Origin of the sequence: Coleofasciculus sp. A1-SPW-01 (assembly GCF_040217205.1) — a bacterium.
Classification (GTDB): domain Bacteria; phylum Cyanobacteriota; class Cyanobacteriia; order Cyanobacteriales; family Coleofasciculaceae; genus Coleofasciculus; species Coleofasciculus chthonoplastes_A.
Genome location: NZ_JAVJNP010000175.1, coordinates 1 through 21,567 on the forward strand (window position 1 = coordinate 1; position 21,567 = coordinate 21,567).

Sequence of the window (21,567 nt, forward strand, 5' to 3'; positions counted from 1 at the left end):
TGCATTTAAATTGGGTATTAGTAGCGAGCAAGATGCAAAGCCTGCGGCATGGCTTCGCTAAAGCCTGCGGCATGGCTTCGCTAAACGCACTACAAGGCTTTCGCCGTTATTGATATTAAGGTTTAAATGCCGAACAGCTTATCTCAGGTTGGCAACAGCAAATCAACGTCCAACAAAAAGATAGTTTTTGCTCCAGAATCTTGAGGAATTACTGCCACATGACGGGCAATATTCACCGTATCAGAACGACGATAAGATTCCGGTAAAAGCCGAATCGCTGAAAGTGGTACATCTATTAAAATAGGCGCGTCAGCCACAGGAATACCATAGAGTTCACCCGTTTTATTTTGCATCGTTACCAGATATCCTCCCCCATTGACAGCTTCCGGTAAACTCTCTTTGAAAAAGCGCTGATATAAATCGATAACCGTAATTTCTTCTTCGCCAGAGTGGGTGACTCCCACCTGATTCATCCCACTCCCATGAACAGGGGCGTGATTCAAGATTTTGTATACGGATTCAATTGGTAATGCTAGATTCAAGTTTCCCAGGGTAAAAAGAATTAACTTTAATACTTGTTTCGTTTCTCGTGTCGTTTTTTCTGAAAGTACGGATTGATTTTCTTTGGATTGAGTATTCATGACATTATTGTTCATAACAAAATTTTTCCTTTAGACAACAAAAATTACAGTTGGTGGAGAGGGCGCAGGTCGGTCAGTGGTGTTCTTACTTTTGGTCGGGATCTGGAAAACCTCTCTCCAAACCTCTCTCCTGCAAGGAGAGAGGCTTTGAATTCTCCCCCATGGAACTGGCTTCCCCCATGGAACAAAAAGCGAAGCATCCTTTGGTCTCCCCCTTTTTAAGGGGGACGGAAGGGGGATCTAAAAGGGGGACGGGAGGGGACAGATTAAGGTATTGCAGAGTTTTAAGCTTAAAATGACACAAATGCACATCGTCACCTAATGACAAAGGACAGACAAATGACAAATGACTAATGACTAATGACTAACAAGACTATTTTCGCGGATGATATCGTTGAGCGACCCAACAAACTCTTGTTCCAAATAAGGCTTAGTAAAATACCCACTCGCCCCCAACTGCATCGCTAACCAGCGATGTTTTTGACTGCTGCGAGAGGTTAACATAGCAACAGGAACGCTGGACAATTGCGGATCTTGACGCCGTTGACTGAGAAACTCAAACCCATTCATATTCGGCATCTCAATATCACAAACCACTAACTGCACCGATGCACTTTGCTGCAACTGCTCGATCGCCTCTCGCCCATCCCGCGCTTGTAATACCCGAAAACCTGCCCGTTCCAGGGTTAGCGCCAAAGTTTGTCGCAACGCCACCGCATCATCGACAATCAAGATTGTCGGTACTTGCACCGTTCGGCTGGGAGTTGGGGTATCTTCTGAACCCATCGCCGTTTCCTCGGAAGCCACTTTCGGTACAGGCGTCGCCGTTGGCGTCGTTGCTCCATGGGCAAATTCCAACAGCGCAATCCCATCAATTACTGGAATCACACTCCCATCCCCCAAAATCGTGCAACCGTATGTATAACTAGGAGGAGAAATCGCTGCGCCAAAAGGTTTAATCACCAATTCTTGTTCTGTCACCAGACGCTCCACTTCCAGTGCAAATACCTGCTGATCCTGACGCAGCACCAACAGGGGTAATTGCCATGTCTCTGGTGCAGACACGGAACTTAAGGCTTGACTGGTAAGGCTTTCGGGTAAGGGGCGCTGATAGTCCAACAGTTCCCCTAATCGATAGGTTGGTACTAATTGTCCCCGCCAATGGAGAAACCGTTGCGCCCCAGATTTTTTCACTTGGTTGGCTTTGGGAATGACAATTTCTTCAATACTGTCCGAGGGTAACGCTAACACCGTCGTACCAATGAAACAGACCAATAATTTAGCGATGGTTAGGGTTAACGGTAGACGCAACGTAAACGTCGTACCGCCTCCTGGCGTCGAAGTTACAGAAATTTTACCTTTTAGCGATCGCAACTGAGTCCGCACCACATCTAACCCCATCCCTCGTCCCGATAATTGACTCACTTGTTGGGCGGTGGAAAATCCTGGCTCAAAGATAAATCCCCACAAATGCGCCTCTGAGATTGTCGCCAATTGGTCACGGGATACTAATCCCAACTCAACCGCCCGACGTCCAATTCGCTCGGCATTTAACCCTTGACCATCATCCCGGACTTCAATAATTGTTTGACTTCCCTTGTGGTAAGCGCGAATCTCCATTTGTCCCGATTCCGGTTTTCCCCGTTGACGCCGGATCTCAGCAGCCTCAATTCCATGGTCAAAAGCATTTCGGAGTAAATGCAGCAAAGGATCATAGAGCTTTTCTAACACCGCTTTATCAACCAAAACCCCTGTTCCAGTTAACTTCAAATTCACCAGTTTGTGATAGGTATTAGACAGTTCTCGTAATACCCTGGGAAACCGATTCAACACCTCCCCAATCGGTAACATCCGCGCCCACATCAGCTCATCCCGCAAGTGGTTGAGCATTTGACGCTGCTGTTCTGTAGTTTGATCGGATTTCTTAGCAAACAAAGCGATATCATCAACCGCTTCTTCTAACTGCACCATCTCTTCTAAGATCCCTTGGATTTGGGAATAGAGAGCGCCGTAGCTATCCATTTCCAAGGAGTCAAAATCCGCTAATGTCTTCATCGTCACATCCGTGGAGCGATCCGAGTTCTGAAATCCCAGCGATCGCCCATTACCGCCTGGGGACATCGGACGAGCCATCGCCTCCACACCCGCCATCGTCCCATAGCTGTACCGTTCCGGCGCAACCAGCATCTTATCTGATAAACTTTGCAATTTATTCACAATCTGCCCAAATCGCCCAAATCGATCCAGCAAGGCTCGTACAGAACCCTGTAATTGCTGATTCTGGAGGGATAAACCATTGCGGTTAATCGCTAATTCCCCAACCAAGTTATTCATCCGTTCCAGTCGATCTAAATCTACCCGCACGGATAGAGTCGGCGTGGGGGCGGGTGAACGGGGAGGAGTCGATGCAACGGGATTGTTGCTCGTCAGCTTATTGGATGAAGACGCGGTGAGAGTACGCTGATCCAATGGGTTGGATACCAACGAATTCCCCTGAAACAGGGTTAATTGCGACGCCTCTTCCAGGGCGGGAAGTTGATCAAAAACTTGCTCAATCGATTGAATCGCAACATCCAGGTTGATCGGTTCAGTCGGAATTAATGCAGAGGGTTCAGGTACAACATCCACTTCGACTTCGGTGACAGTTTCGGGAGTTGCTTGGAGGTGATCCTCTATCTGGGCGAGGATAGAGATTTCCTGGTTAATTTCTTCTGTCTCTAAAATCTCCTCACCGTCAGACGTACCAAAAATATCGTCTAACGAAGGAATGGATGAGGGTGATTCTGCTGTGGCTGGCAGAGTATACGGTTCAGTCTCTTGAGAAAACAAATCGGCGAGTAAAGGAAGCGTTTCTGGTGACGCCGCGATCGCATCCTCCTCGGCAAAGGCTTCAATCGGTTGCCCAACCGACTCTTCCATGTCCACCGAAACCTCGGTTGACGGTAGCCCCAATCCCCAATTACTTGCTTCCCACTCACCCGAAACTGTCGAAGTTGCTGGAGATTCGGCGAGGGCAATTAAAGCCTCAGAAGGACTTCCTCCCGTCGTCTGTTCACCGGAGAGAACCGCTTGACGGCTGAGTTCAAAATCAGCTAAAGCTAATTGAGTAATCTCTACAACCCTTTCGGGGTGAACCTCTAGCGCCTGTTGAGCCGTTTGTGCGATCGCGCCAAATCCGGGCAAATTTAAGAACTCGGCAAATCCAGCAAACACTTCAAGTTGGGCGCGTAATTCTCCAGCTACTTCATAGTCTTGAGGATTCGCTACCACGGTAGCAAAACGTTCCAAGCCTTCAGCGACATCGACTTCAAAAATAGACACCGCCATATTGATCCCCAATTCAGCGGAACTGGGCATATAACTATCCGCCTGAGTCAGAGCATCTCCCAATCGTGCCTCAATTTGGTCAAAAATAGGAGTCCCCGTGGAGATAGCCGCATCCGCGTCAAAGGAACCGGTGGTAATTTGCGATTTCAGCGGCAAACTCAGACAGTCATAAGCTTGCAGTAGTTTATTTTCTAGCTCAACGTCAATATCTACAGTATCACTATAAAGTGCCTTAAAGATATTTTCCAAGCGGTGAGCTAGAGTCGCGATTGCCTCTAATTCAACACTGGCTGCGCCCCCTTTTAACGAGTGAGCCGCTCGCATTAATTCATGAACTTTGGCAGTGCTGCGCTCATCTCTGAGATTTAATAACCCTGTTTCCAGGATTTGTAAAAGCTCCGGTGCCTCGGCAATAAAAAACTGATAGGCTTGGTCACGAATATCGGGATTAATTGCCATTTTTCATTAGTCCTTGGTCATTGATTCTTTGTTATTAGTTATTGAGTCTTGAACTTGCGCCTAGTTTGTAGTAAGCGCTTTAGCGCTTTTAGCACTAAAGTGCCTACTACGAACCGAGAATGACGAATGACTAATTCAACTTAAACTGACCCACTTCTGCTTGTAACGCTTGCGCCACTTGTCGGAGTTGTTCAAATGAGTACGATACATCACTCGCTCCTGTGGATGTTTGAGCCGCAATATTTGCCACTTTTGTCATTGTTTCCGTCACCGATTCAGAGGCTCGTGTCTGAATTAATGTGGCTTCGGTAATCGCTTCAACCAGGTCACTAATCTTGTTAGATACAGAGGTAATCTTGTTCAGCGAAGCACGAGTTTCATCCACGAGTTTTGTACCCATAACCACCTGTTCTGTCCCGGCTTCCATTGCCGTTACCACCTCGTTGGTTTCGGCTTGAATTGCCGCCACCAGCTTTTCAATTTCGCTAGTCGCATCAGCAGACTGTTGAGCCAGCGATCGCACTTCGTCGGCAACCACCGCGAACCCTCGTCCTTCTTCCCCGGCGCGGGCTGCCTCAATGGAGGCGTTGAGCGCCAGCAAGTTGGTTTGGGCGGCAAAGGTGCTAATCAGGTTAACAACTGTGGAAATCTTTTGTGACGATTCACCCAAGTGTTTGACTTTTTTCGCCGTTTCTGCTACTGTTTCGCGAATGGCGAGAATCCCGTCTACAGTACGGTTCATCGCCTGGTCTCCTTCTTGTACCATCTCACCCGCTTCTTGCACCGCCGTTAACGCTTGTTCGGCGTTTGCGGCAACCATTCGCACCGACTGAGCCATTTCCTGGGCGCGGTCAAGGGCGACGGAAATTTCTTCGGCTTGATGCAGCGCTTCTTCGGCTAGGGATTGTACCGCCACTTCATTACTGCTCGTGGTATCCGCCACTTGACTCGCCGCTGCTTGCACCTGGGTAACAATTTTCCGCAGGTTAGCAACCGTAGCATTATAAGAGTCTGCCACGGTACCGATTTCATCTTCGGTGACTCGTGCGCGAATGGTTAGGTCACCTTTACTAATCGGGTCTACCTCCTTGAGCAGTTCTAAGGCTCGCTGTTGCAACCCTTCTTTCAGTAGCCGCTGTTCTTCCGCCAGGTTTCGGGTTTGGTCAAGTAGGGTGAGTCGGTCAAGGGACAGTCGCATCTGGTCTGCTAAGCGTTGGAGAAAATCAATGTCCCCAGGTTGCCATTCGTGGGACTTTTGGCAGTGGTGAACGCTAAGTAAAGCAAAGGGTTGACCTTGCGACAGCAGTAAAACATCCAGGGTAGACTTAACTTCCAGATTTTCCATAAACTTCAACTGTTCAGCCGCTAACCCGGCGGTGGCAACATTCGTAATTGCCACAATCCCGTCATCACTGTGAGTCGCTAGCTGTTTGGGTGACAAGGGGGGATATTTGATATTGCTATTGAACGCATGAAACTGACCCCCAGTAACCGATTCAGCCGCAACCTCGCCGCTGCCATCGGTGTTCAGACGATAGACAATCACTCGGTCAGCTTTATAGATTTTGCGAGCATTGATCACGGCAATGTCGAAAATATCTTGAATCGCTTGGGCGTCAAAGGAACGGACACTGGTAATCTCTGCCAGCAAGTTTGCCTTTTCTGCTGCCAAGGTTTGTTCCTGCACCAAGCTGCCAATCTGTTGAGCCATCTCGTTAATGTTTTCACCCAAGACAGCCATTTCGTCTTCCCCAGCCACGTCTAGACGAGTATCCAAGTCTCCCTGACCAATTTTGGTCACCGCATCGGCTGCACTTACAATCGGGCGGGTCGCGCGGTTGGCAATGGCGGCGGCTACCGCTGATACGAGTAAAGCGGTGAGTGCTGTACCACTGGCTAGGGCAAGAAGTAACTGTCTTTGGGGTTCAAACGCAATCTTGGTGGGTGTGGCAACAGCCGCGCTCCAGGGTAGTTTTTGCACCCCTTCAAGTTCGTGTAAGGGAGCATAAGCTAACAAGTCTTGACTGTTATCAATCGTGTCAGTTGTCAGCGTACTTCCTGGTGTACCTGCGGTTTTCAATTGCTCAAAATCAGTAAACACTTCTGCCGCATTCTTTTGCTGCTTCTCTGGCTGGTTGGATACGAAAATTTCAGGCGTTTCTTCAGACAAGTCAATTAAGTGGTATTGGTCTCCGCCAGCACCGAAATTGGAAATCAGGTCATCTAGAGCTTCTACAGGCATACGAGAGCGGATAGTGCCAATTAGCTTACCTGTGGCATCTTTCACAGGTGCAGCCGTGTGAATCACAAATTTGCCAGTGGATTCAGAGATGGTGGGGTTTGCAATATAGGGTCCATCCAGTTTCAGGGCGGCTTGAATGTATTCGCGATCGCTGTGATTCGTTAGAGGATCTCCCTTCGATTGCACAATTACATTGCCCTTGAGATCAAACACAGCAATACTGTCATAGATTTTGTAAAAATCGACGTAGTTGTCGAGAGTGGCTTGTTTTTGAGCCAGGGTTGTTGATTCAGCCAGTTTTGGATCAGTGAGAATTTGCAAATTTGCCAGAATCTGAATATCCCCGTACCGTTCCCGCATGAAGCGAATCACCTTATCTTCAATACCTTCAGCACGAGCGATTTTTGCGTTAGCAATTTCTCGAACAATTGCGTTGTCAGCAAAATAGTAGGCGGTGATTCCGGTTACCAGTACGGGCAACGTACCAATAATGATTGCCAATGCGGTGGCTTTATTTCGTAGATTTAGCCGTTGCCACCAAGAGGTTGATGACTGTGGTTTGGGAATGGTTTGAGTCTTTGCCTTGTATCCTCCCCCATCAGGTTCTAGTCGTTTGAGAGCGTTTGAGGTTTGAGTAGAAAGGCTGTGATCAGAGAGGGGATAATCCTTGAGTGCTGAACCATTATCATTCGGTGTCAGCTTGGAAGTAGCACCGTTATTATTTGTGGAGTTTGTATTAGATGATGTTTGAGTCATGATATGAACCTCATCGTTGAACATCAATAGGGTACGAGAGATACTACTCAACTCATCCGCAAGCCAAAATAAAGCCTTGCGTTGGGTTAAGCAATACCGAATAGTGCTATGAAATTAAGCTAAATTTTGGGCGCGATAGTTGTCAGCCGTCTTCAATTGGCAGCGATGGAATTTTGAGGAACTAATCTTTCAGTGTCATCAGTATCACTAACCTCTCACTCCCCTCCCCCCATCTTTCCAATAAATCTGTGAAATCAGTGTTTTGACCAATGACAAAATTTACTGAATTTTGGGCATGGCTTCGGTAATAGCTGTGCCATCGAGAACGGCTAACATCTCACCACTGGATTTCACCCAATATCCCCGCAAAAAAGGAGCAAGTTCGGGAGTGACGGGAGCAGAGGGTGGGGATTGAATCCCATCGGGGTTGCACCACTCCATATCTTCGACACGGTTAACCACAAGTCCCAGCATCTGGCTTTTGACTTGGGTAGAGTTGTGCGATGAAGAACGAGTATGTAACACAATTGCGGTGTAGTTGGAAACCCCCGTTATCTGCTGATACCAAGGCGTGAGTCCCACTAAATGTCCGATATCCACCATCCAGAGAATCTCACCCCGCCAGTTATACACACCCATCACCCAAGCAGGTGTATGAGGAATGGGTACAATCTGACCAATCGGAATATACAACACTTCCGTCAACTGTCTAACTGACAACAAAGCCGTTGTATCGGGTAGCAGATGAAACCGCAAAAATTGTTCTGTGTTGCTAGCTACAGACGCAGGCGATCGCGGCTGGATCTGCATGGACGATGATAAGCGGTTTTGAGTTGATAAAGTGTCAGACATGGTAAGGAAACGTTTTGTTTGTAGTAGGCACTTTAGTGCCTTTTGCTTGACTTACCAGCACTAAAGTGCTGACTACGAACTGTTTTGTTTGTAGTAGGCACTTTAGTGCCTTTTGCTTGACTTACCAGCACTAAAGTGCTGACTACGAACTGTTTTGTTTGTAGTAGGCACTTTAGTGCCTTCTGCTTGACTTATTAGCACCAAAGTGCTGACTACGAACTGTTTTGTTTGTAGTAGGCACTTTAGTGCCTTCTGCTTGACTTATTAGCACTAAAGTGATGACTACGAACCGTTTTGTTTGTAGTAGGCACTTTAGTGCCTTCTGCTTGACTTACCAGCACTAAAGTGCTGACTACGAACTGTTTTGTTTGTAGTAGGCACTTTAGTGCCTTCTGCTTGACTTACCAGCACTAAAGTGCTAACTACGAACCGTTTTAATTAGGGGCGAATAAGCTGTTTAACTGTTCGGACAAGCTCATTTTGATCCACGGGTTTAGCCAGGTAAGCATCTGCTCCTTGTTTCATGCCCCAAAATTTATCCATTTCGCCTCCTTTTGTCGAACAAATAACGACAGGAATATTGCTAGTTTCAGCCGCCGTTTTTAATTCACGGCAGACTTCAAAACCACTGCGACCCGGTAGCACGATGTCTAAAATAATCACATCCGGTTTTTGCGTGCTAATTTTAGCCAAAGCCTCTTCGCCACTATGGGCAACCAAGACATTGATACCACCTTGCTGTAAGCAACTGGTAATAATTTGCATATCCGTTGAGGAATCTTCAACAACTAGAGCTGTTCCCATGGTAATTACCTAATGAATACAAACGAAATTGGTCAATGATAGTTAGTGTTCGCTTCAAGTTCATTCATCGTATTACTAACTCTGAACGATGAAAAATCAATAAACACCCTGTTTGATATGTTTGTGGAGTACCGTGAGCAAATTCCTGGAATTTAAAGGTTTGCTCAAGAAATCCGAGGCTCCAACAAATTTGGCGTGAAGTCGATCCGCTGCCCCATCTTTTCCGGTTAAAAAGACAATCGGCGTGTTTTGGAAACAGGACAGTTTGCGTAATTGAGTACAAAGCTCATATCCGTTGACATTTGGCATCACCAGGTCTAAAAAGATTAGATCAGGTTTGCGTACCAAAAGAGTGGGAATGGCTCGCAAGGCATTTTCTACACCAAGAAATCGGTAACCTGCCGCCCCGATTACTTTTTCCATGGTGTGAATCACCCAACGACTGTCATCTACACAAGCAACCAGGGATTTAGTTGAGGTTGCGTTTGCGCTTGTGAGCGGTGTTTTCGGCACATTCGCTTTTCCAGAAGTGGGAGTAATACCCGTGGGATAAGCTTTAACCTTCTCTTTCCCAGGCTCTAAGACGCGCCGTGGCAAGACTTGCCGTGGCGAGACGTGCCGTGGCTCGTCTCTACATTTTTCTCTGCTTTCCTGCTTGTCAGCACCAACATTTTCTCTATTCCTTACCGTATTGGGAGTGGGTGTTGGTAAATCGGGAATATTAGTCAGTTCTACCCAGCCTGATTTCAGGTAAGGCATTAATGCTTGAGCAATGTCCCCAACATGCCGACGCTGTTTTACGGCTAAGTCACGTAATGTATGGTGTCCGTCGAGTAAGTTAGTTAATGTTTGGTAAACCTCGATGGAACGGTTGTTTCGTAACTGTTCCGGTTGTTTAATAACCGGAGCTTGATTGGGAGAATACTCCCCAAGCTGGGCATTGTGCCAAGTTTGCCACAACAATTGGACTTGTGCGATCGCCTGATTAATTTCAATCAAAACCAGTTTCGTCGGTAACGAATAATTATGCTGGATTTGATGGGTTACTTGCTTCGCTTGCGCCAGATCGAATACAACCTCAGTCAGCACCGCACGAATCATATTGGCGGCTTGTTCGGGAGTGATTCGTCGTTGCTTGACCCATAAACACAATAGCTGATAGTCCCAGCATTTTTTCACATTGATACTGGCAAGATCACGCCCAATTGTGTCAGGATGAGTCAAAACTTGAGGGCAGTGAATGGCTAAATTACGTTGCCACCGTCTCACAGGATGAACTCCTCCTGTGGCATAAAGGATACCGCCTAGGTGTAAAAAAAAGATCCATTGGTGTCCCCTTGGATCGTTCAACACCAGTTCACCGCTAAACTGAAATCGCTGCAAGGTTCTAAGAGACCGAACTTGCTCTAGGGAAGAGAGCGTTGGAGTTGAGATTACAGAGGGAATTTGTCTAGCCGTCATCGGTTTTTTGCTATGACTAAGGGTTTAACAAAAGCCGGAAATGTCTAATAATGTCGGTGTTTTATACCCGCGTTAGACTTCAGTCGCTTTTGAAGGGAACATCACCCTGAAACCTTAGTTAGACAAAGTTTTTTCGTCTAAAAAAGACTATCTTTGCCAACTCTCAGAAGATTTTGAAATTTCTCTATCAGGGAACTAAACAGGAGTGCAATCACTACAGAACTCTGAGCGATATCAGACCTAGAATTGTAGATGCTGGTCTGATGAATGAACATCCTGTATCCCTACAATTAAGCTTGGAGTTCTTCAGCGTTATGCAATGAAGCCGTTAGCGCATTCAGTCATCCAAAACCTTAGAGATTCAAAATTAGTCAATCGCGAGTGGTAGAAGTCCCTACTTGGTTCAACTCTTTTTGGGGAGAATTAAAATGTGCAGTTGGTTGGTTTGGCACGTTTGACTCCTGATCGATCAGAGTTGAGTTTTTCGGCGTTGTCTTACACGTTAGACAACCTGTAATACAGGCTAACTTACTTCCGTATGTTTGTCTAGAGGACTCGGAGATGAATTGACTATTTTAGGTAATTTTTCGACAAAGCTTTACAAAAGACTCAGTTTCCTAAAGTTCAGATTAGTCCTGAGTCATAATTGCTTTAGAAATACTAGGTAAATTAACTCAATCTATAATTCCCCTTAACCTTGACCATTGGTTTCACTAGCGGGGCAGACTCACGGCATGAAGGAAGTAAACTTTTTATCTATTCAAGATATTATTTATAATTCAACAACATGGGAATCTTGAATTATTCTTGCTCGGTGTATTATTAATATATCTTTACATTAAACGATAAAAAAATGGGTGAAATTACTGATATAGCATAAAGCAGAAGAATGACCAATGACCAATAACGAAATTTGAGTGTGTAGGGGCGGGTTTAGGGACTTCGCGCAAGCTGTTAATGATAACCTTTGGTTCAAAACCCGCCCTGACTATGTTTTACGACATCTAACCTTCGCTTAAATTCATTTGACCTCGAAATCCTGTAACAATGCGACTACCATCTTTAAGGATATGAATCTCCATTTGATCAGATGCCCAGGTGATTTGGTCTTTTAATGCGGGATTAAATACACGAACGCGCTGATTTCGAGAGGAGACGGGTGAATCAGGGGAATTAATAGCCAAGGATTCCACAAAGGGACCATCAACTAAAATATCCAGTTGTCCTAATAACTCTTGTGCGCCTGGAGGAGCATCAGGTGATTGCAGTTCCCCTAACGTAAATCCACTAAATGACATGACATTTAACCCCGCCGCTTTGAGCTTCTTGGCTAACTGCGCTAGGGCTGGCGCTTGCCAAAAGGGTTCTCCACCAGAAAAGGTGACGCCTTGATTATGAGGATTGGACAAAATTTTATCCGCTAATTCATCAACAGCAATTAACTGGTTAATTTCAAAAGACCAGGATGCTGGATTGAAACAGCTTGCACATTCTCGGTTACACCCTTGCACCCAAACCACAGCGCGACAGCCAGGACCATTTACTTCTGACTCGTCAACGTATCCCATAATATTTAGATATCCAGGAGGAATATCATTTGTTATTTGTCCTTTGTCATTGGTCATTGGTCATTTGTCCTTTGTCAAAGATTTCCACAACGCTTTCACTCAGTCGGGGCGGGTTTAGTTGCATCTGGGTGAGGTCAGAAACGATAATAGTGAAACCCGCCCCTACACCCTTCAAAACCATGCCCGACTAGCGAAGCGAAGGATCAATACTCAAAACGTAGTCAGGGCGGGTTTTGAACAAAACGTTATCATTAACAGCGAGATGAAAGTCCCTAAACCCGCCCCTACAAACGTGCCATGGCACGCCTCTACACTCAACGTGGAGCGCATCGAACAGGGATACTGGTCGCATCTTGTATTTTAGCGGCAAAGGCTTTTAAGACATCCCCACTAACTTGTTTTAATTGTTGTACAGGATAGGGACGTGATTCTGTCGGGGTATGATTACCACGTCCATCCAGTTGATGGGTTAAGGGTTTAGGGCGGGTGGGGGTGTTGAGTTGAATTTCATCGGGATGTAGCGATCGCACTAACTGCATATAAGTGTCTTGACTAAGCTGATTCGGTGGGGTTAACAGCATCGTTTGTATCCCTATATGTCCTGGATATCCCTGACGAAATTCCTGGATACCTGTCCAGATTTTCTGCCAATCGACTTCCATGACAGGACGATTGACACGCTGTAGTTGATCAGGATTCACCGCATCGAGTTTAACCGAGACTTTATCCGCCAAGGCTAACGCCGCCTGCACGTCTCGATCACCTAATAGCGTGCCATTTGTCAAGACTAAGACAGGCTTGTGAGTCATTTCCTTAACCTGGGAAATAATCTCCGCCAGGTTGAGGGCTAGAGTGGGTTCGCCATTACCACTGAGGGTTACCACATCGACATCCCAAGGGGCAAAGGCGTGTAACTCTTGGACAATTTTTTCGGTAGGGACAAAAACTTGACGTTGGCTGGTGCGAACTTGAATTTCCCCTAACTGACAATAGACACAGTTAAATGAGCAAGTTGATTGGAGTCCAATGGGATCAATACCCAGCGATTGCCCGTAGCGCCAAGATGTCACTGGACCATAAACGGAGGTGAATGTGGCGGTTGATTGAGTGGTCATAATTTTCCTCCCGTATTAGACGGGGAGTCCTCACATCGGTTGCAATGAGAAGTTTTCTCTATTGTCTCTCGGTTTTTTTCGTGCCGCTACTCAGTCGCCACAGTTTGCCATTCTAATATGACCACTGAGGGAACACTCAGGCTGGTTGTGCGATCGCCCTTCATCGGTAGAGACAGCGTAACCCCTATAGACGTCGGCAATTCAGATAACACGTCCTTGATATTATACTCGCCCACATTCGCCCCTGGGGATTGGTCGGCAAACAAATCCTCAGCCTGCAAAACTTTACCTGTATTCGTCATAATCTTTAAAGGTTGGGGGTGAGCAAATTCTGCCACCCCAGGAAAACCAACCAAACGCAGGTTAATGTCTTTAGCTTCACCTGCTTTCACCCGTTTGAATAATACAACTTGCCAAGATTGACCCGTTTCATCCTGCAAAGTATGGCGGGATTGATACAGCATCTGTCCGGGTGCTTCTTCGATTTGGCGGATAGAAGCGACGGCTGATGGAGGGGTAACGCTTCCCCAACCGATAAGCAGGACAATTGCACCCAGTAACAGTAGCCTCGATAGCCATTGTCGCATCCCACACCAGATAAGGATTGTGGAGTTTGAGTTTTTAATTTTTGATTGTGCCATTTTTGATTTGTTCAAACAACTTCACTCTATTTATGAATATATATCCAATTAGTTATTCTTGAAATAGGTATAGGGAAATTCGTACCCAATTTGCTCAAATAAGGGAAGTTCAGTGTCAAAGATGTTCTGTTCATCGTTTATGGTGCTAGCGAAGCGAGAAGCCAGCTACATCGTCCTTGGAACTCTACTAGGTAATGAACGATATAGCAGGTTGGGAGTGTCGCGAGTTAGTATTGGTAGTCCACTTGGTCAGCATTGCGCTATCCTAAAGAAGAGTTAGCCGGTAAGATATCAAGTTCTAGGAGGAATGTATTATAGCTAACAAAGACAAGCAACGAATCAACCGTCAAATCAAGTCTCCTCAGGTTCTCTTGATTGATCATGAGAATAACAATCGCGGTTTGACTGATACTCGTGAGGCTCTACAACTGGCGAAAGATGTAGGTCTGGACTTGGTGGTAGTCTCTGAGCGTAAAGATGCTCCCGTGGCAAAAATTTTGGACTATGGGAAACATCAGTACCAACAAAAGAAACGCCAACGCCAAAGCTCTAAACCAACGCTCAAGGAAGTTAAACTGCGTCCGAATGTGGGCGAGTCTGATTACAGCTTACGCATCAATCGAGCTGTTGAATGGTTGAGCAAAGGCGATTCTGTAAAGTTTCAGGTGCGTCTGCGGGGTCGGGAACATCAACATCGCGATCGCGCCACAGAATTGCTAGAGCGTGTGGTGTCTGATCTGGGTGAAGTTGGCAAAGTTCAGTCTTTTGATCGACGGGCACTGGTTGTTCAGATCGTTCCATCCTAGCTTTAACCCAAGGTGGTTGGTGAGATGAGTGCTTAATAAGCGTGGCATTCATCCCAGATTAGTGTTAGGGTGTAGAAAACGTTCCTACTATCTGCTAATGTCTAATCGCCCCCAACATATTTCAAACCTTAGCGGGATATGAGGTGATCAGCATTGGGTTAACCTGATAAAGGTGAGCTAGTGGGATGTTGAACTTAGGAGGAAAGTCTTATCGCTAAGAAACAAAAACAACTGATTAACCATAAAATCAAATCACCTCAGGTTTTGTTGATTGACCATGAAAACAACAATCGTGGCTTGACAGATACCCGTGAGGCGCTACAAGTCGCTAAAGATGCGAGTCTGGATCTAGTCGTCGTCTCTCAACGTAAAGACGCTCCCGTGGCAAAAGTTTTAGACTATGGGAAACACCAATACCAGCAGAAAAAGCGCCAACGCCAGAGTTCCAAACCAACACTTAAGGAAGTCAAGTTGCGTCCCAATGTGGGTGACTCCGATTACGGCTTACGCATCAAAAGAGCGCTTAATTGGTTGGATAAAGGTAATTTAGTCAAGTTTCAAGTGCGCCTGAGAGGGCGAGAACATCAACATCGCGATCGCGCCAGGGAACTACTAGAGCGTGTGATTGATGACCTCGGCGAAGCGGGAAAAGTCCAGTCTTTTGATAAGCGATCTCTGATTGTTCAGGTGGCTCCCGCCTAGATTAGCTTTTTACTCAGGGATCAATTGGGATGCTCCCGATACACTGGACTTCCCCAAGTTAATTTAGGTGATTCGATGTCACCTAAATTAACATTTAGTGGTGTTGCGTTAGCCTGTGAAGGCTTTATAATCAGTTCATCATAATCAGTCTACTACTTTACTAAGGTTGGGTTCAGCCAAACCAAAAAGGATCAGACATTTTGTGTGAGGAACTAATCGTGAATCAACATCACCTAAGATTTTGGGGGAAAATAGGTCTATTGTGCCTAATTGCTGGTGCTATTCCGTGGGATGCCAATCCTGCTATTGCCAAGACAACTGAGTTAGAATTGACGATTGCAGAGGAAGCCACTCATCCCATTAATAATCTCCACGTTGGACTTAGCGATCGCACGCCTCTATCCGCGACACCTCTGAAGCAGACGGGGACAACCGATCAACCGACTCATCTACAAATAGCACAAGAGGTAGAGGATAATAACGCCCCAGTTACCTCTGTCTCAGATATGTTAGAACGCCTCGATTCAGAGTCATCCTCAATGGGACAAGTTACCTCAGTCTCCCAACTCTCCGATGTCTCTCCCGGAGACTGGGCGTATGAAGCCCTGAGAAGCTTAGTTGAACGGTATGGTTGCATTGCGGGTTATCCCGATGGCACCTTTCGGGGGAACCGCGCCATGACTCGCTACGAGTTCGCGGCTGGGTTAAATGCGTGTTTGCAACAAATTGAACGGTTAATCGTGGGGACGGAGGTAGATGACACCGAGTTAGTCACATTACGGCGACTGATTGAGGAATTTGAAGCCGAACTCGCTACCTTGGGCGCGAGAGTTGATAATTTAGAAGGACGAGTAGCCTTTTTAGAAGACCACCAGTTTTCCACAACCACCAAATTAAATGGTGAAGTTATTTTCTCACTCGTTGGTGCAACCAGTGATGAGGAAGATGCCAATATTATTCTGGCTGACCGAGTGCGCTTGAACCTAAATACCAGTTTTACGGGTCAAGATTTACTGATTACAGGTTTACAAGCGTATAACTTTGGTGGTGATATCACCGGGGCGGGTAGTGTTCAAGGGGCATTATTTCCTGGACGAGACGCTTTTTTAAGTGAAGGGTCAACGAAACTCAGTTTTGAACCCCAGTTTCCGGAATTTAACCCCCAAGACTTGAGCGAGAGTGCGGGGTCTAATGATGTTGAACTCTACAAACTCCTCTATATTTTCCCATCTGGCATCAACAATTTAACCCTATTTGCTGGAACAGCCGCAGAAGCCTCCGATGCATTTCCCGCCATTATTCCTTTTTCCAGTGAAGGACAGGGGGCGATTTCGCGATTTGCCACATTGAACCCCGTTTTACGTGTATCTGGGGGAACCTCCCAAACCGGTTTAGCTTCAGCAGTGGGATTTATTTGGGGTATTTCTGATGCAATCGACTTGCGGGCGTTATACGGTAGCGTCAATGCAGCGATTCCTGAACAAGGGGACAACAATATATTGGGTTCAGGGTTCTTTGGTGGGAGTACCGTCGCCTCAGCGCAGCTTACTGTTAAACCCAGTTCTCAATTTGATATTGGTCTGAACTACGCTTATAGTTACCACGACCTGAATATTATGGGTCTAGGATTAACTCGATTTTCCTCCAACCCGCTGAATATTCCTGGACGCACAGTTGATGGAGATGGTAATCCCATTGTTGGTGGGATCTTAGATACACCCGTTCACGTTAATTCCTTGGGTGCTACCGCAACCTGGCGTATTTCTCCGAAAATTTCACTAACCGGTTACGGTGCTTATTTCTTTGTCGATGCTGTCGCTGGTGCAGATGCATCATCTGATTTCACGACTTGGATGGCGGGGTTACATTTTCAAGACTTATTTAAAGAAGGGAATACGGCGGGTCTAATTTTTGGACAACCGTTGCATCGGGTAGAAGCAGACGGCGCAGCCGATTTGACAGAACCTGGTGTTGACCGAGAAACGCCCTATCATTTAGAAGCGTTTTACAACTTTAAGGTTAGTGATAACGTCAGTATTACACCCGGAGCATTTGTTCTGTTTAACCCAGAAAGTGATGGGAATAACGATACCGCTTTAGTCGGTGTACTGCGAACTACATTTACCTTCTAGTAGTTGACCCAACCGTGGGTTTCAACCCATAGCTACAATGCAACTACGAACTCCCCAAAAGAACAAGGACACGGCAATGCCGTGTCCCTACGATATCACTGATGTTCTAGAAGAATTACGCGATCGCCATAGCGGGTTCTTGCCAACGCCCAACGGCTTTACCAATCACTGCCATTTCTTGGACTAAGCTATCAAAGCGATCCGGTGTCAGGGATTGGGGTCCATCGGATAAGGCTTTAGCTGGATTAGGGTGAACTTCAATCATCAACGAATCCGCCCCGGCTGCGATCGCGGCTTTTGCCATTGAGGGTACATACTCAAACCAACCCGTACCGTGACTGGGATCAATCATGATCGGCAAATGGGTGAGCGATCGCAATACAGGTAACACCGATAAATCCAGTGTATTCCGGGCATACTTCCGGTCAAATCCCCGGACACCCCGTTCACAGAGAATCACATTGGGATTTCCCCCAGCTAATACATACTCCGCCGCCATTAACCATTCATCAATGGTTGCCGACATTCCCCGCTTTAATAATACGGGTTTATCCTGTGCGCCAACTTTTTTCAACAGGGAGAAATTCTGCATATTGCGGGCACCGACTTGCACCACATCGGCTACCTCAGAAATTTTATCCACATCGGCTGTATCCATGACTTCGGTAATGATCCCCAAACCCGAAGCCTCCCGTGCGGCGGCGAGTAAGCCTAAAGCGCTTTCTCCATGTCCTTGGAAGGAATAAGGCGACGTCCGAGGCTTGTAAGCACCTCCCCGCAAAAACTTAGCGCCCGCCGCTTTTACCCGACGCGCCGTTTCCACAATCATCTCCTCGTTTTCTACCGAACAGGGACCTGCTACCAGTACCACGGGATGCTGCTCTCCAAAGTGAACAGCTCCATTGGGTGTTGATACTACAACTTCGCCAGCTTCCCCGTGACGATATTCACGGCTTGCCCGTTTAAAGGGTTTCTCCACCCGCAGCACTTCTTCTATCCAGGGGCTAATTTCTTGAATTTGCCGGGGGTCTAAAGCCGCTGTTTCACCGACTAGACCCAGAACAACCTTGTGTTTACCCACAATCGGTTCTGGTGTTAGCCCCTGTTCGCTGAGTTCCTGACTAATGCGATTGATTTCGGCTTCTGGAGAGCCGACTTTCATGACTACAATCATAACTTTTAAGGTTTAAGTTTTCAATGTGATTGGGGAAGGGATAGGTTTTGACCCTTCGCCTTGTTAATCGGGCATGGTGTGTGATTTCACTCCCCCTGCTCCCAGACGTAGCATGCTACGTCTCTACATTGCTCCCTCTGCTCCCCCGGCGTTCCTAGCAATAACCGAAAAAAGAGCTAACTTTTTTTAGCCTCTCTCGCCTCACGCCATGCTGATGTGAGTCGTCCTAGGTTGGTTGTGAATTCCTGCCAACCCAGTAACGTTCCTGGACTGTCTTCCTCCCAGGATGCTGAAAGAACACCATAGGTTAATCCCAAAACACCTAAGCCAAAAAATCCCATACTTACCAGAACCACCGCTACATTGGGTAACTCGATCTCCAGGTTGACCACCGCAAGATAGCTCACCACAAATGAAAGCATTCCCAACGCTGTTGGAATACCACAGAGTAACGCCATACGGCGCACCATACGCTTACTCACCTGATCAGGAATAGTCATCGACTCAGGAGTAGAAGCCTTTGGTTGATCCGGTTTGGCTGGGGATTTCGCTTTAGCTTTATTCGCTACAGGTTTAGCTGGGGATTTCGCCTTAGCTTTATTCGCTACAGGTTTAGCCTGTGATTGCGACTTTTTTTTTCGCTTTTGGCTCGGCTCAAAAGGTAAAGGGTTGCGGGAGGGTTCATCAGACATAAGCTTTAGTCAGTGTTTATCCGCGAATACCTAAGCGCTTAATCAAGGCTTGGTAATGTTCAGGATTGCCTTCACGCACATAACTTAATAAGCGTTTGCGCTGACCAATCATCTTTAATAATCCCCGACGGGAGGCATGATCCTTTTTATTGGCTTGCAGATGTGTACTCAAGCGACTAATGCGATCGCTGAGCATGGCGATTTGCACATCTGCCGAACCCGTATCGGTGTCGTGAATCTGATAGCTGTCAATAATTTCTTGTTTGCGTTCTTGGGTTAAAGTCATGGATAAATGTTCATTGGTATAATCCAGCAGTTTTTGATCATATCATTTTTCATGATTCATGGTATTCGCTCAACGAGCAAGCCAGCTAGATGGTTCATAAGTTTAACGGTTTGAGCGACGAGTATCCAGCCACTGCTGGAGTATAATAGCTGCGGCTTTGCGGTCGATCAGAGCTTTATGGCGAGAGGGCGAGAGCTTCTCAGCATGAAGTAACTGTTCGGCTTCAAAGGACGTTAACCGCTCATCCACATATTCTACGGGTAATTGTAGGGCAGCGCTCAAGCGACGGGCATATTTTTGCACCTGTCGCGCCTGGAATCCCAGCGTCCCGTTCATCGAATAAGGTAATCCAACCACCAGAACTTGAACGTCGCGTTGTTCGACGAGTTCTCGGAACTGGGATACATCCTGCTCAAAAGATGTCCGCTTGATTGTGGTTAAACCTGTAGCAATTAAGCCAGTACCATCGCATCCGGCGACACCAATTCGCTTACTACCAACATCCAAGCCCAAGGCTGAGATTTTCTGCATTACATCAGTTAATTATTGCATGGGGTCGGGGCGGGTTTAGTTGCATCTGGGTAAGGTCAGAAACGATAGTAGTAAAACCCGCCCCTACACACTCACTACTCTCCTACTCCACATCTGTCGAATTGGCTGGCGGTGGAATATCTTTGTCCTTCAGCTTTTGTTTTGCCGAAGAATTGGCTCCATTTGTTTTAGAAGCGGCATTAGGTTGTTGGGAGAGGGATTCCCACCAGGACATACGGCTGGGGATGGGAGTACGGGCTGGCTGGAGTCCCTGAAGCACTTCTGATAACTGTAACCCTTCTAATTTCTTGGCTTCCCGGATTTTATGCCAGACTGAACGAGACATGAGCAGAGTATGCTCGATTCTCTGAGCATCTAACTGTTCCAGGTAGTCTTCTCGTTCCGGTTGATAGTCGGCTGAAGCCAGATGCAAAGACTGGGCAGGATATTGTTGGGTAATCCGCGCCATTTGTGAGAATAACTCTGGATACAGGCAAGTGTAGGCAGGGTGAACAGTGAGCTGGGCTTCGTGCGCTCGACTCCCATCTCGGCAAAGGGTGAGTTGAAAATAACCAATAGCTGCTTTGCGCTGGGATTCAAACACATAAGCATTGATAACTTCAGTGCGATTGAACCACTGCTGTAGCGTCGAGACTAGCGATCGCATAAATCCTGTTTTAAAATCCTCGATATGACGGTCAAACACTTGACGCACCAAAGGAGGCATGGACGCCGTATCTAGCTGATACAATAGTTGAGCATCAGCATTGCTCACCGGGAGCAAGTTGGGTAAATCGGGTTCGCGATCGCCTAGTTTAGCTAAGGTTTGCTCAGAAATTGACCAATATGTCAATTGGGCTAGAGGTTGAAATCCATTCCGCCGATATAGTGCCAGGGTATCTTTATTGTGGATATTGACTTCTAGTAACCAGGTGCGGGCTTCCCAGATAGTCTCGAAGCAATGGCGCAAGAGTGCCGAGCCGGTTTCAAGTTTGGCGGGTTTATTAATGGATGCAGGAGACGGATCGGGAGCAACTAACACCTGTTCCACGCGCCAAGTACTGCGAGTCCGATTAAAGGGTGACACTTTGATTAATCCTCGCAGCCGCTGAAATTGTTCAGCTACATAGAAACAAAAATCATACTGGCAAGGATTTGGAAACCAATTCAAAACCATCAGCAGCCCATACCAGCGTCGAACCTGCTGAAGTTGGCGGATGAAGGTTAACGAGCAGCTATTACACTCCGTATCTGTGGCTTGAGTCGTAAGCTGCTCAATTCTCTCCAAATCGCCGTATTGAATGGGGCGAATCACAGTCTTCGCGTTTTCCGGAACAGGTGAAGTCATGTTGAGTAAAGATGCTAGGAAGCCAACAGC

At 46.7% G+C, this 21,567-nt stretch carries 17 protein-coding genes; 3 read left to right on the plus strand and 14 right to left on the minus strand.

Features of this window, described 5'->3' with window-relative positions; genetic code table 11:
• Positions 1-143: 143 nt before the first annotated feature.
• The 9 genes from RH949_RS26030 to RH949_RS26070 all read right to left on the minus strand — a co-directional run bounded on the left by RH949_RS26030 (position 144) and on the right by RH949_RS26070 (position 13,866).
• The gene (locus RH949_RS26030) at positions 144-656 is read right to left on the minus strand and encodes a chemotaxis protein CheW (RefSeq protein ID WP_446357212.1); all 513 of its coding nucleotides are present in this window, start codon (positions 654-656) and stop codon (positions 144-146) included.
• A 342-nt stretch (positions 657-998) separates the two neighbouring features.
• Positions 999-4,427 (minus strand): response regulator, encoded by a 3,429-nt coding sequence (locus tag RH949_RS26035; RefSeq protein ID WP_446357214.1) that lies wholly within the window; start codon positions 4,425-4,427, stop codon positions 999-1,001.
• A gap of 130 nt (positions 4,428-4,557) precedes the next feature.
• Positions 4,558-7,425: a methyl-accepting chemotaxis protein gene (locus RH949_RS26040; RefSeq protein ID WP_006104166.1), complete on the minus strand. Its 2,868-nt coding sequence runs from the start codon at positions 7,423-7,425 to the stop codon at positions 4,558-4,560.
• A 279-nt stretch (positions 7,426-7,704) separates the two neighbouring features.
• Positions 7,705-8,277, minus strand: a complete 573-nt coding sequence (locus RH949_RS26045) for a chemotaxis protein CheW (protein WP_157453327.1) — start codon at positions 8,275-8,277, stop codon at positions 7,705-7,707.
• Positions 8,278-8,715: 438 nt separating this feature from the next.
• Complete coding sequence (locus RH949_RS26050; protein WP_006104153.1) at positions 8,716-9,081, minus strand: response regulator transcription factor; 366 nt, start codon at positions 9,079-9,081, stop codon at positions 8,716-8,718.
• Positions 9,082-9,177: 96 nt separating this feature from the next.
• Positions 9,178-10,542, minus strand: coding sequence for a response regulator (locus tag RH949_RS26055; RefSeq protein WP_446357217.1), 1,365 nt, complete (start codon positions 10,540-10,542; stop codon positions 9,178-9,180).
• A 1,004-nt stretch (positions 10,543-11,546) separates the two neighbouring features.
• Positions 11,547-12,167 (minus strand): 4Fe-4S single cluster domain-containing protein, encoded by a 621-nt coding sequence (locus RH949_RS26060; RefSeq protein ID WP_006104108.1) that lies wholly within the window; start codon positions 12,165-12,167, stop codon positions 11,547-11,549.
• Positions 12,168-12,424: 257 nt separating this feature from the next.
• Positions 12,425-13,225, minus strand: coding sequence for a radical SAM protein (locus RH949_RS26065; RefSeq protein WP_446357220.1), 801 nt, complete (start codon positions 13,223-13,225; stop codon positions 12,425-12,427).
• 86 nt (positions 13,226-13,311) lie between these two features.
• Positions 13,312-13,866 carry a DUF3122 domain-containing protein gene (locus tag RH949_RS26070; RefSeq protein ID WP_446357222.1) on the minus strand — a complete coding sequence of 185 codons (555 nt, stop codon included), beginning with the start codon at positions 13,864-13,866 and terminating at the stop codon, positions 13,312-13,314.
• Between the two features lie 314 nt (positions 13,867-14,180).
• Between RH949_RS26070 and infC (RH949_RS26075) the strand changes: the two genes are divergently transcribed.
• The 3 genes from infC (RH949_RS26075) (at position 14,181) to RH949_RS26085 (ending at position 17,506) form a co-directional block, all read left to right on the plus strand.
• Positions 14,181-14,672: a translation initiation factor IF-3 gene (gene infC / locus RH949_RS26075; protein ID WP_269546331.1), complete on the plus strand. Its 492-nt coding sequence runs from the start codon at positions 14,181-14,183 to the stop codon at positions 14,670-14,672.
• Positions 14,673-14,903: 231 nt separating this feature from the next.
• Positions 14,904-15,374: a translation initiation factor IF-3 gene (infC, locus tag RH949_RS26080; protein WP_446357242.1), complete on the plus strand. Its 471-nt coding sequence runs from the start codon at positions 14,904-14,906 to the stop codon at positions 15,372-15,374.
• Between the two features lie 218 nt (positions 15,375-15,592).
• On the plus strand, positions 15,593-17,506 hold the full coding sequence (locus RH949_RS26085) for an iron uptake porin (protein WP_446357224.1): 1,914 nt from the start codon (positions 15,593-15,595) through the stop codon (positions 17,504-17,506).
• A 115-nt stretch (positions 17,507-17,621) separates the two neighbouring features.
• Here RH949_RS26085 and aroF read toward each other — a convergent pair whose 3' ends face one another.
• The 5 genes from aroF to RH949_RS26110 form a co-directional block, all read right to left on the minus strand.
• Positions 17,622-18,680, minus strand: a complete 1,059-nt coding sequence (gene aroF / locus RH949_RS26090; RefSeq protein WP_446357226.1) for a 3-deoxy-7-phosphoheptulonate synthase — start codon at positions 18,678-18,680, stop codon at positions 17,622-17,624.
• A 176-nt stretch (positions 18,681-18,856) separates the two neighbouring features.
• A complete protein-coding gene (locus tag RH949_RS26095) occupies positions 18,857-19,372 on the minus strand; it encodes a photosystem II biosynthesis protein (protein WP_446357228.1) in 516 nt (171 codons plus the stop codon).
• Between the two features lie 16 nt (positions 19,373-19,388).
• Positions 19,389-19,658 carry a 30S ribosomal protein S15 gene (rpsO, locus tag RH949_RS26100; protein ID WP_446357230.1) on the minus strand — a complete coding sequence of 90 codons (270 nt, stop codon included), beginning with the start codon at positions 19,656-19,658 and terminating at the stop codon, positions 19,389-19,391.
• A 102-nt stretch (positions 19,659-19,760) separates the two neighbouring features.
• Positions 19,761-20,189, minus strand: coding sequence for a Holliday junction resolvase RuvX (gene ruvX / locus RH949_RS26105; protein ID WP_044209398.1), 429 nt, complete (start codon positions 20,187-20,189; stop codon positions 19,761-19,763).
• Positions 20,190-20,292: 103 nt separating this feature from the next.
• Complete coding sequence (locus tag RH949_RS26110; RefSeq protein WP_044209394.1) at positions 20,293-21,537, minus strand: GNAT family N-acetyltransferase; 1,245 nt, start codon at positions 21,535-21,537, stop codon at positions 20,293-20,295.
• Positions 21,538-21,567 lie beyond the last annotated feature (30 nt).

Coding starts and splice junctions, on each gene's coding strand:
- RH949_RS26030 (WP_446357212.1), bottom strand. CDS start 656: ATGAACAATAATGTCATGAATACTCAATCCAAAGAAAATCAATCCGTA.
- RH949_RS26035 (WP_446357214.1), bottom strand. CDS start 4,427: ATGGCAATTAATCCCGATATTCGTGACCAAGCCTATCAGTTTTTTATT.
- RH949_RS26040 (WP_006104166.1), bottom strand. CDS start 7,425: ATGACTCAAACATCATCTAATACAAACTCCACAAATAATAACGGTGCT.
- RH949_RS26045 (WP_157453327.1), bottom strand. CDS start 8,277: ATGTCTGACACTTTATCAACTCAAAACCGCTTATCATCGTCCATGCAG.
- RH949_RS26050 (WP_006104153.1), bottom strand. CDS start 9,081: ATGGGAACAGCTCTAGTTGTTGAAGATTCCTCAACGGATATGCAAATT.
- RH949_RS26055 (WP_446357217.1), bottom strand. CDS start 10,542: ATGACGGCTAGACAAATTCCCTCTGTAATCTCAACTCCAACGCTCTCT.
- RH949_RS26060 (WP_006104108.1), bottom strand. CDS start 12,167: ATGACCAATGACAAAGGACAAATAACAAATGATATTCCTCCTGGATAT.
- RH949_RS26065 (WP_446357220.1), bottom strand. CDS start 13,225: ATGACCACTCAATCAACCGCCACATTCACCTCCGTTTATGGTCCAGTG.
- RH949_RS26070 (WP_446357222.1), bottom strand. CDS start 13,866: ATGGCACAATCAAAAATTAAAAACTCAAACTCCACAATCCTTATCTGG.
- aroF (WP_446357226.1), bottom strand. CDS start 18,680: ATGATTGTAGTCATGAAAGTCGGCTCTCCAGAAGCCGAAATCAATCGC.
- RH949_RS26095 (WP_446357228.1), bottom strand. CDS start 19,372: ATGTCTGATGAACCCTCCCGCAACCCTTTACCTTTTGAGCCGAGCCAA.
- rpsO (WP_446357230.1), bottom strand. CDS start 19,658: ATGACTTTAACCCAAGAACGCAAACAAGAAATTATTGACAGCTATCAG.
- ruvX (WP_044209398.1), bottom strand. CDS start 20,189: ATGCAGAAAATCTCAGCCTTGGGCTTGGATGTTGGTAGTAAGCGAATT.
- RH949_RS26110 (WP_044209394.1), bottom strand. CDS start 21,537: ATGACTTCACCTGTTCCGGAAAACGCGAAGACTGTGATTCGCCCCATT.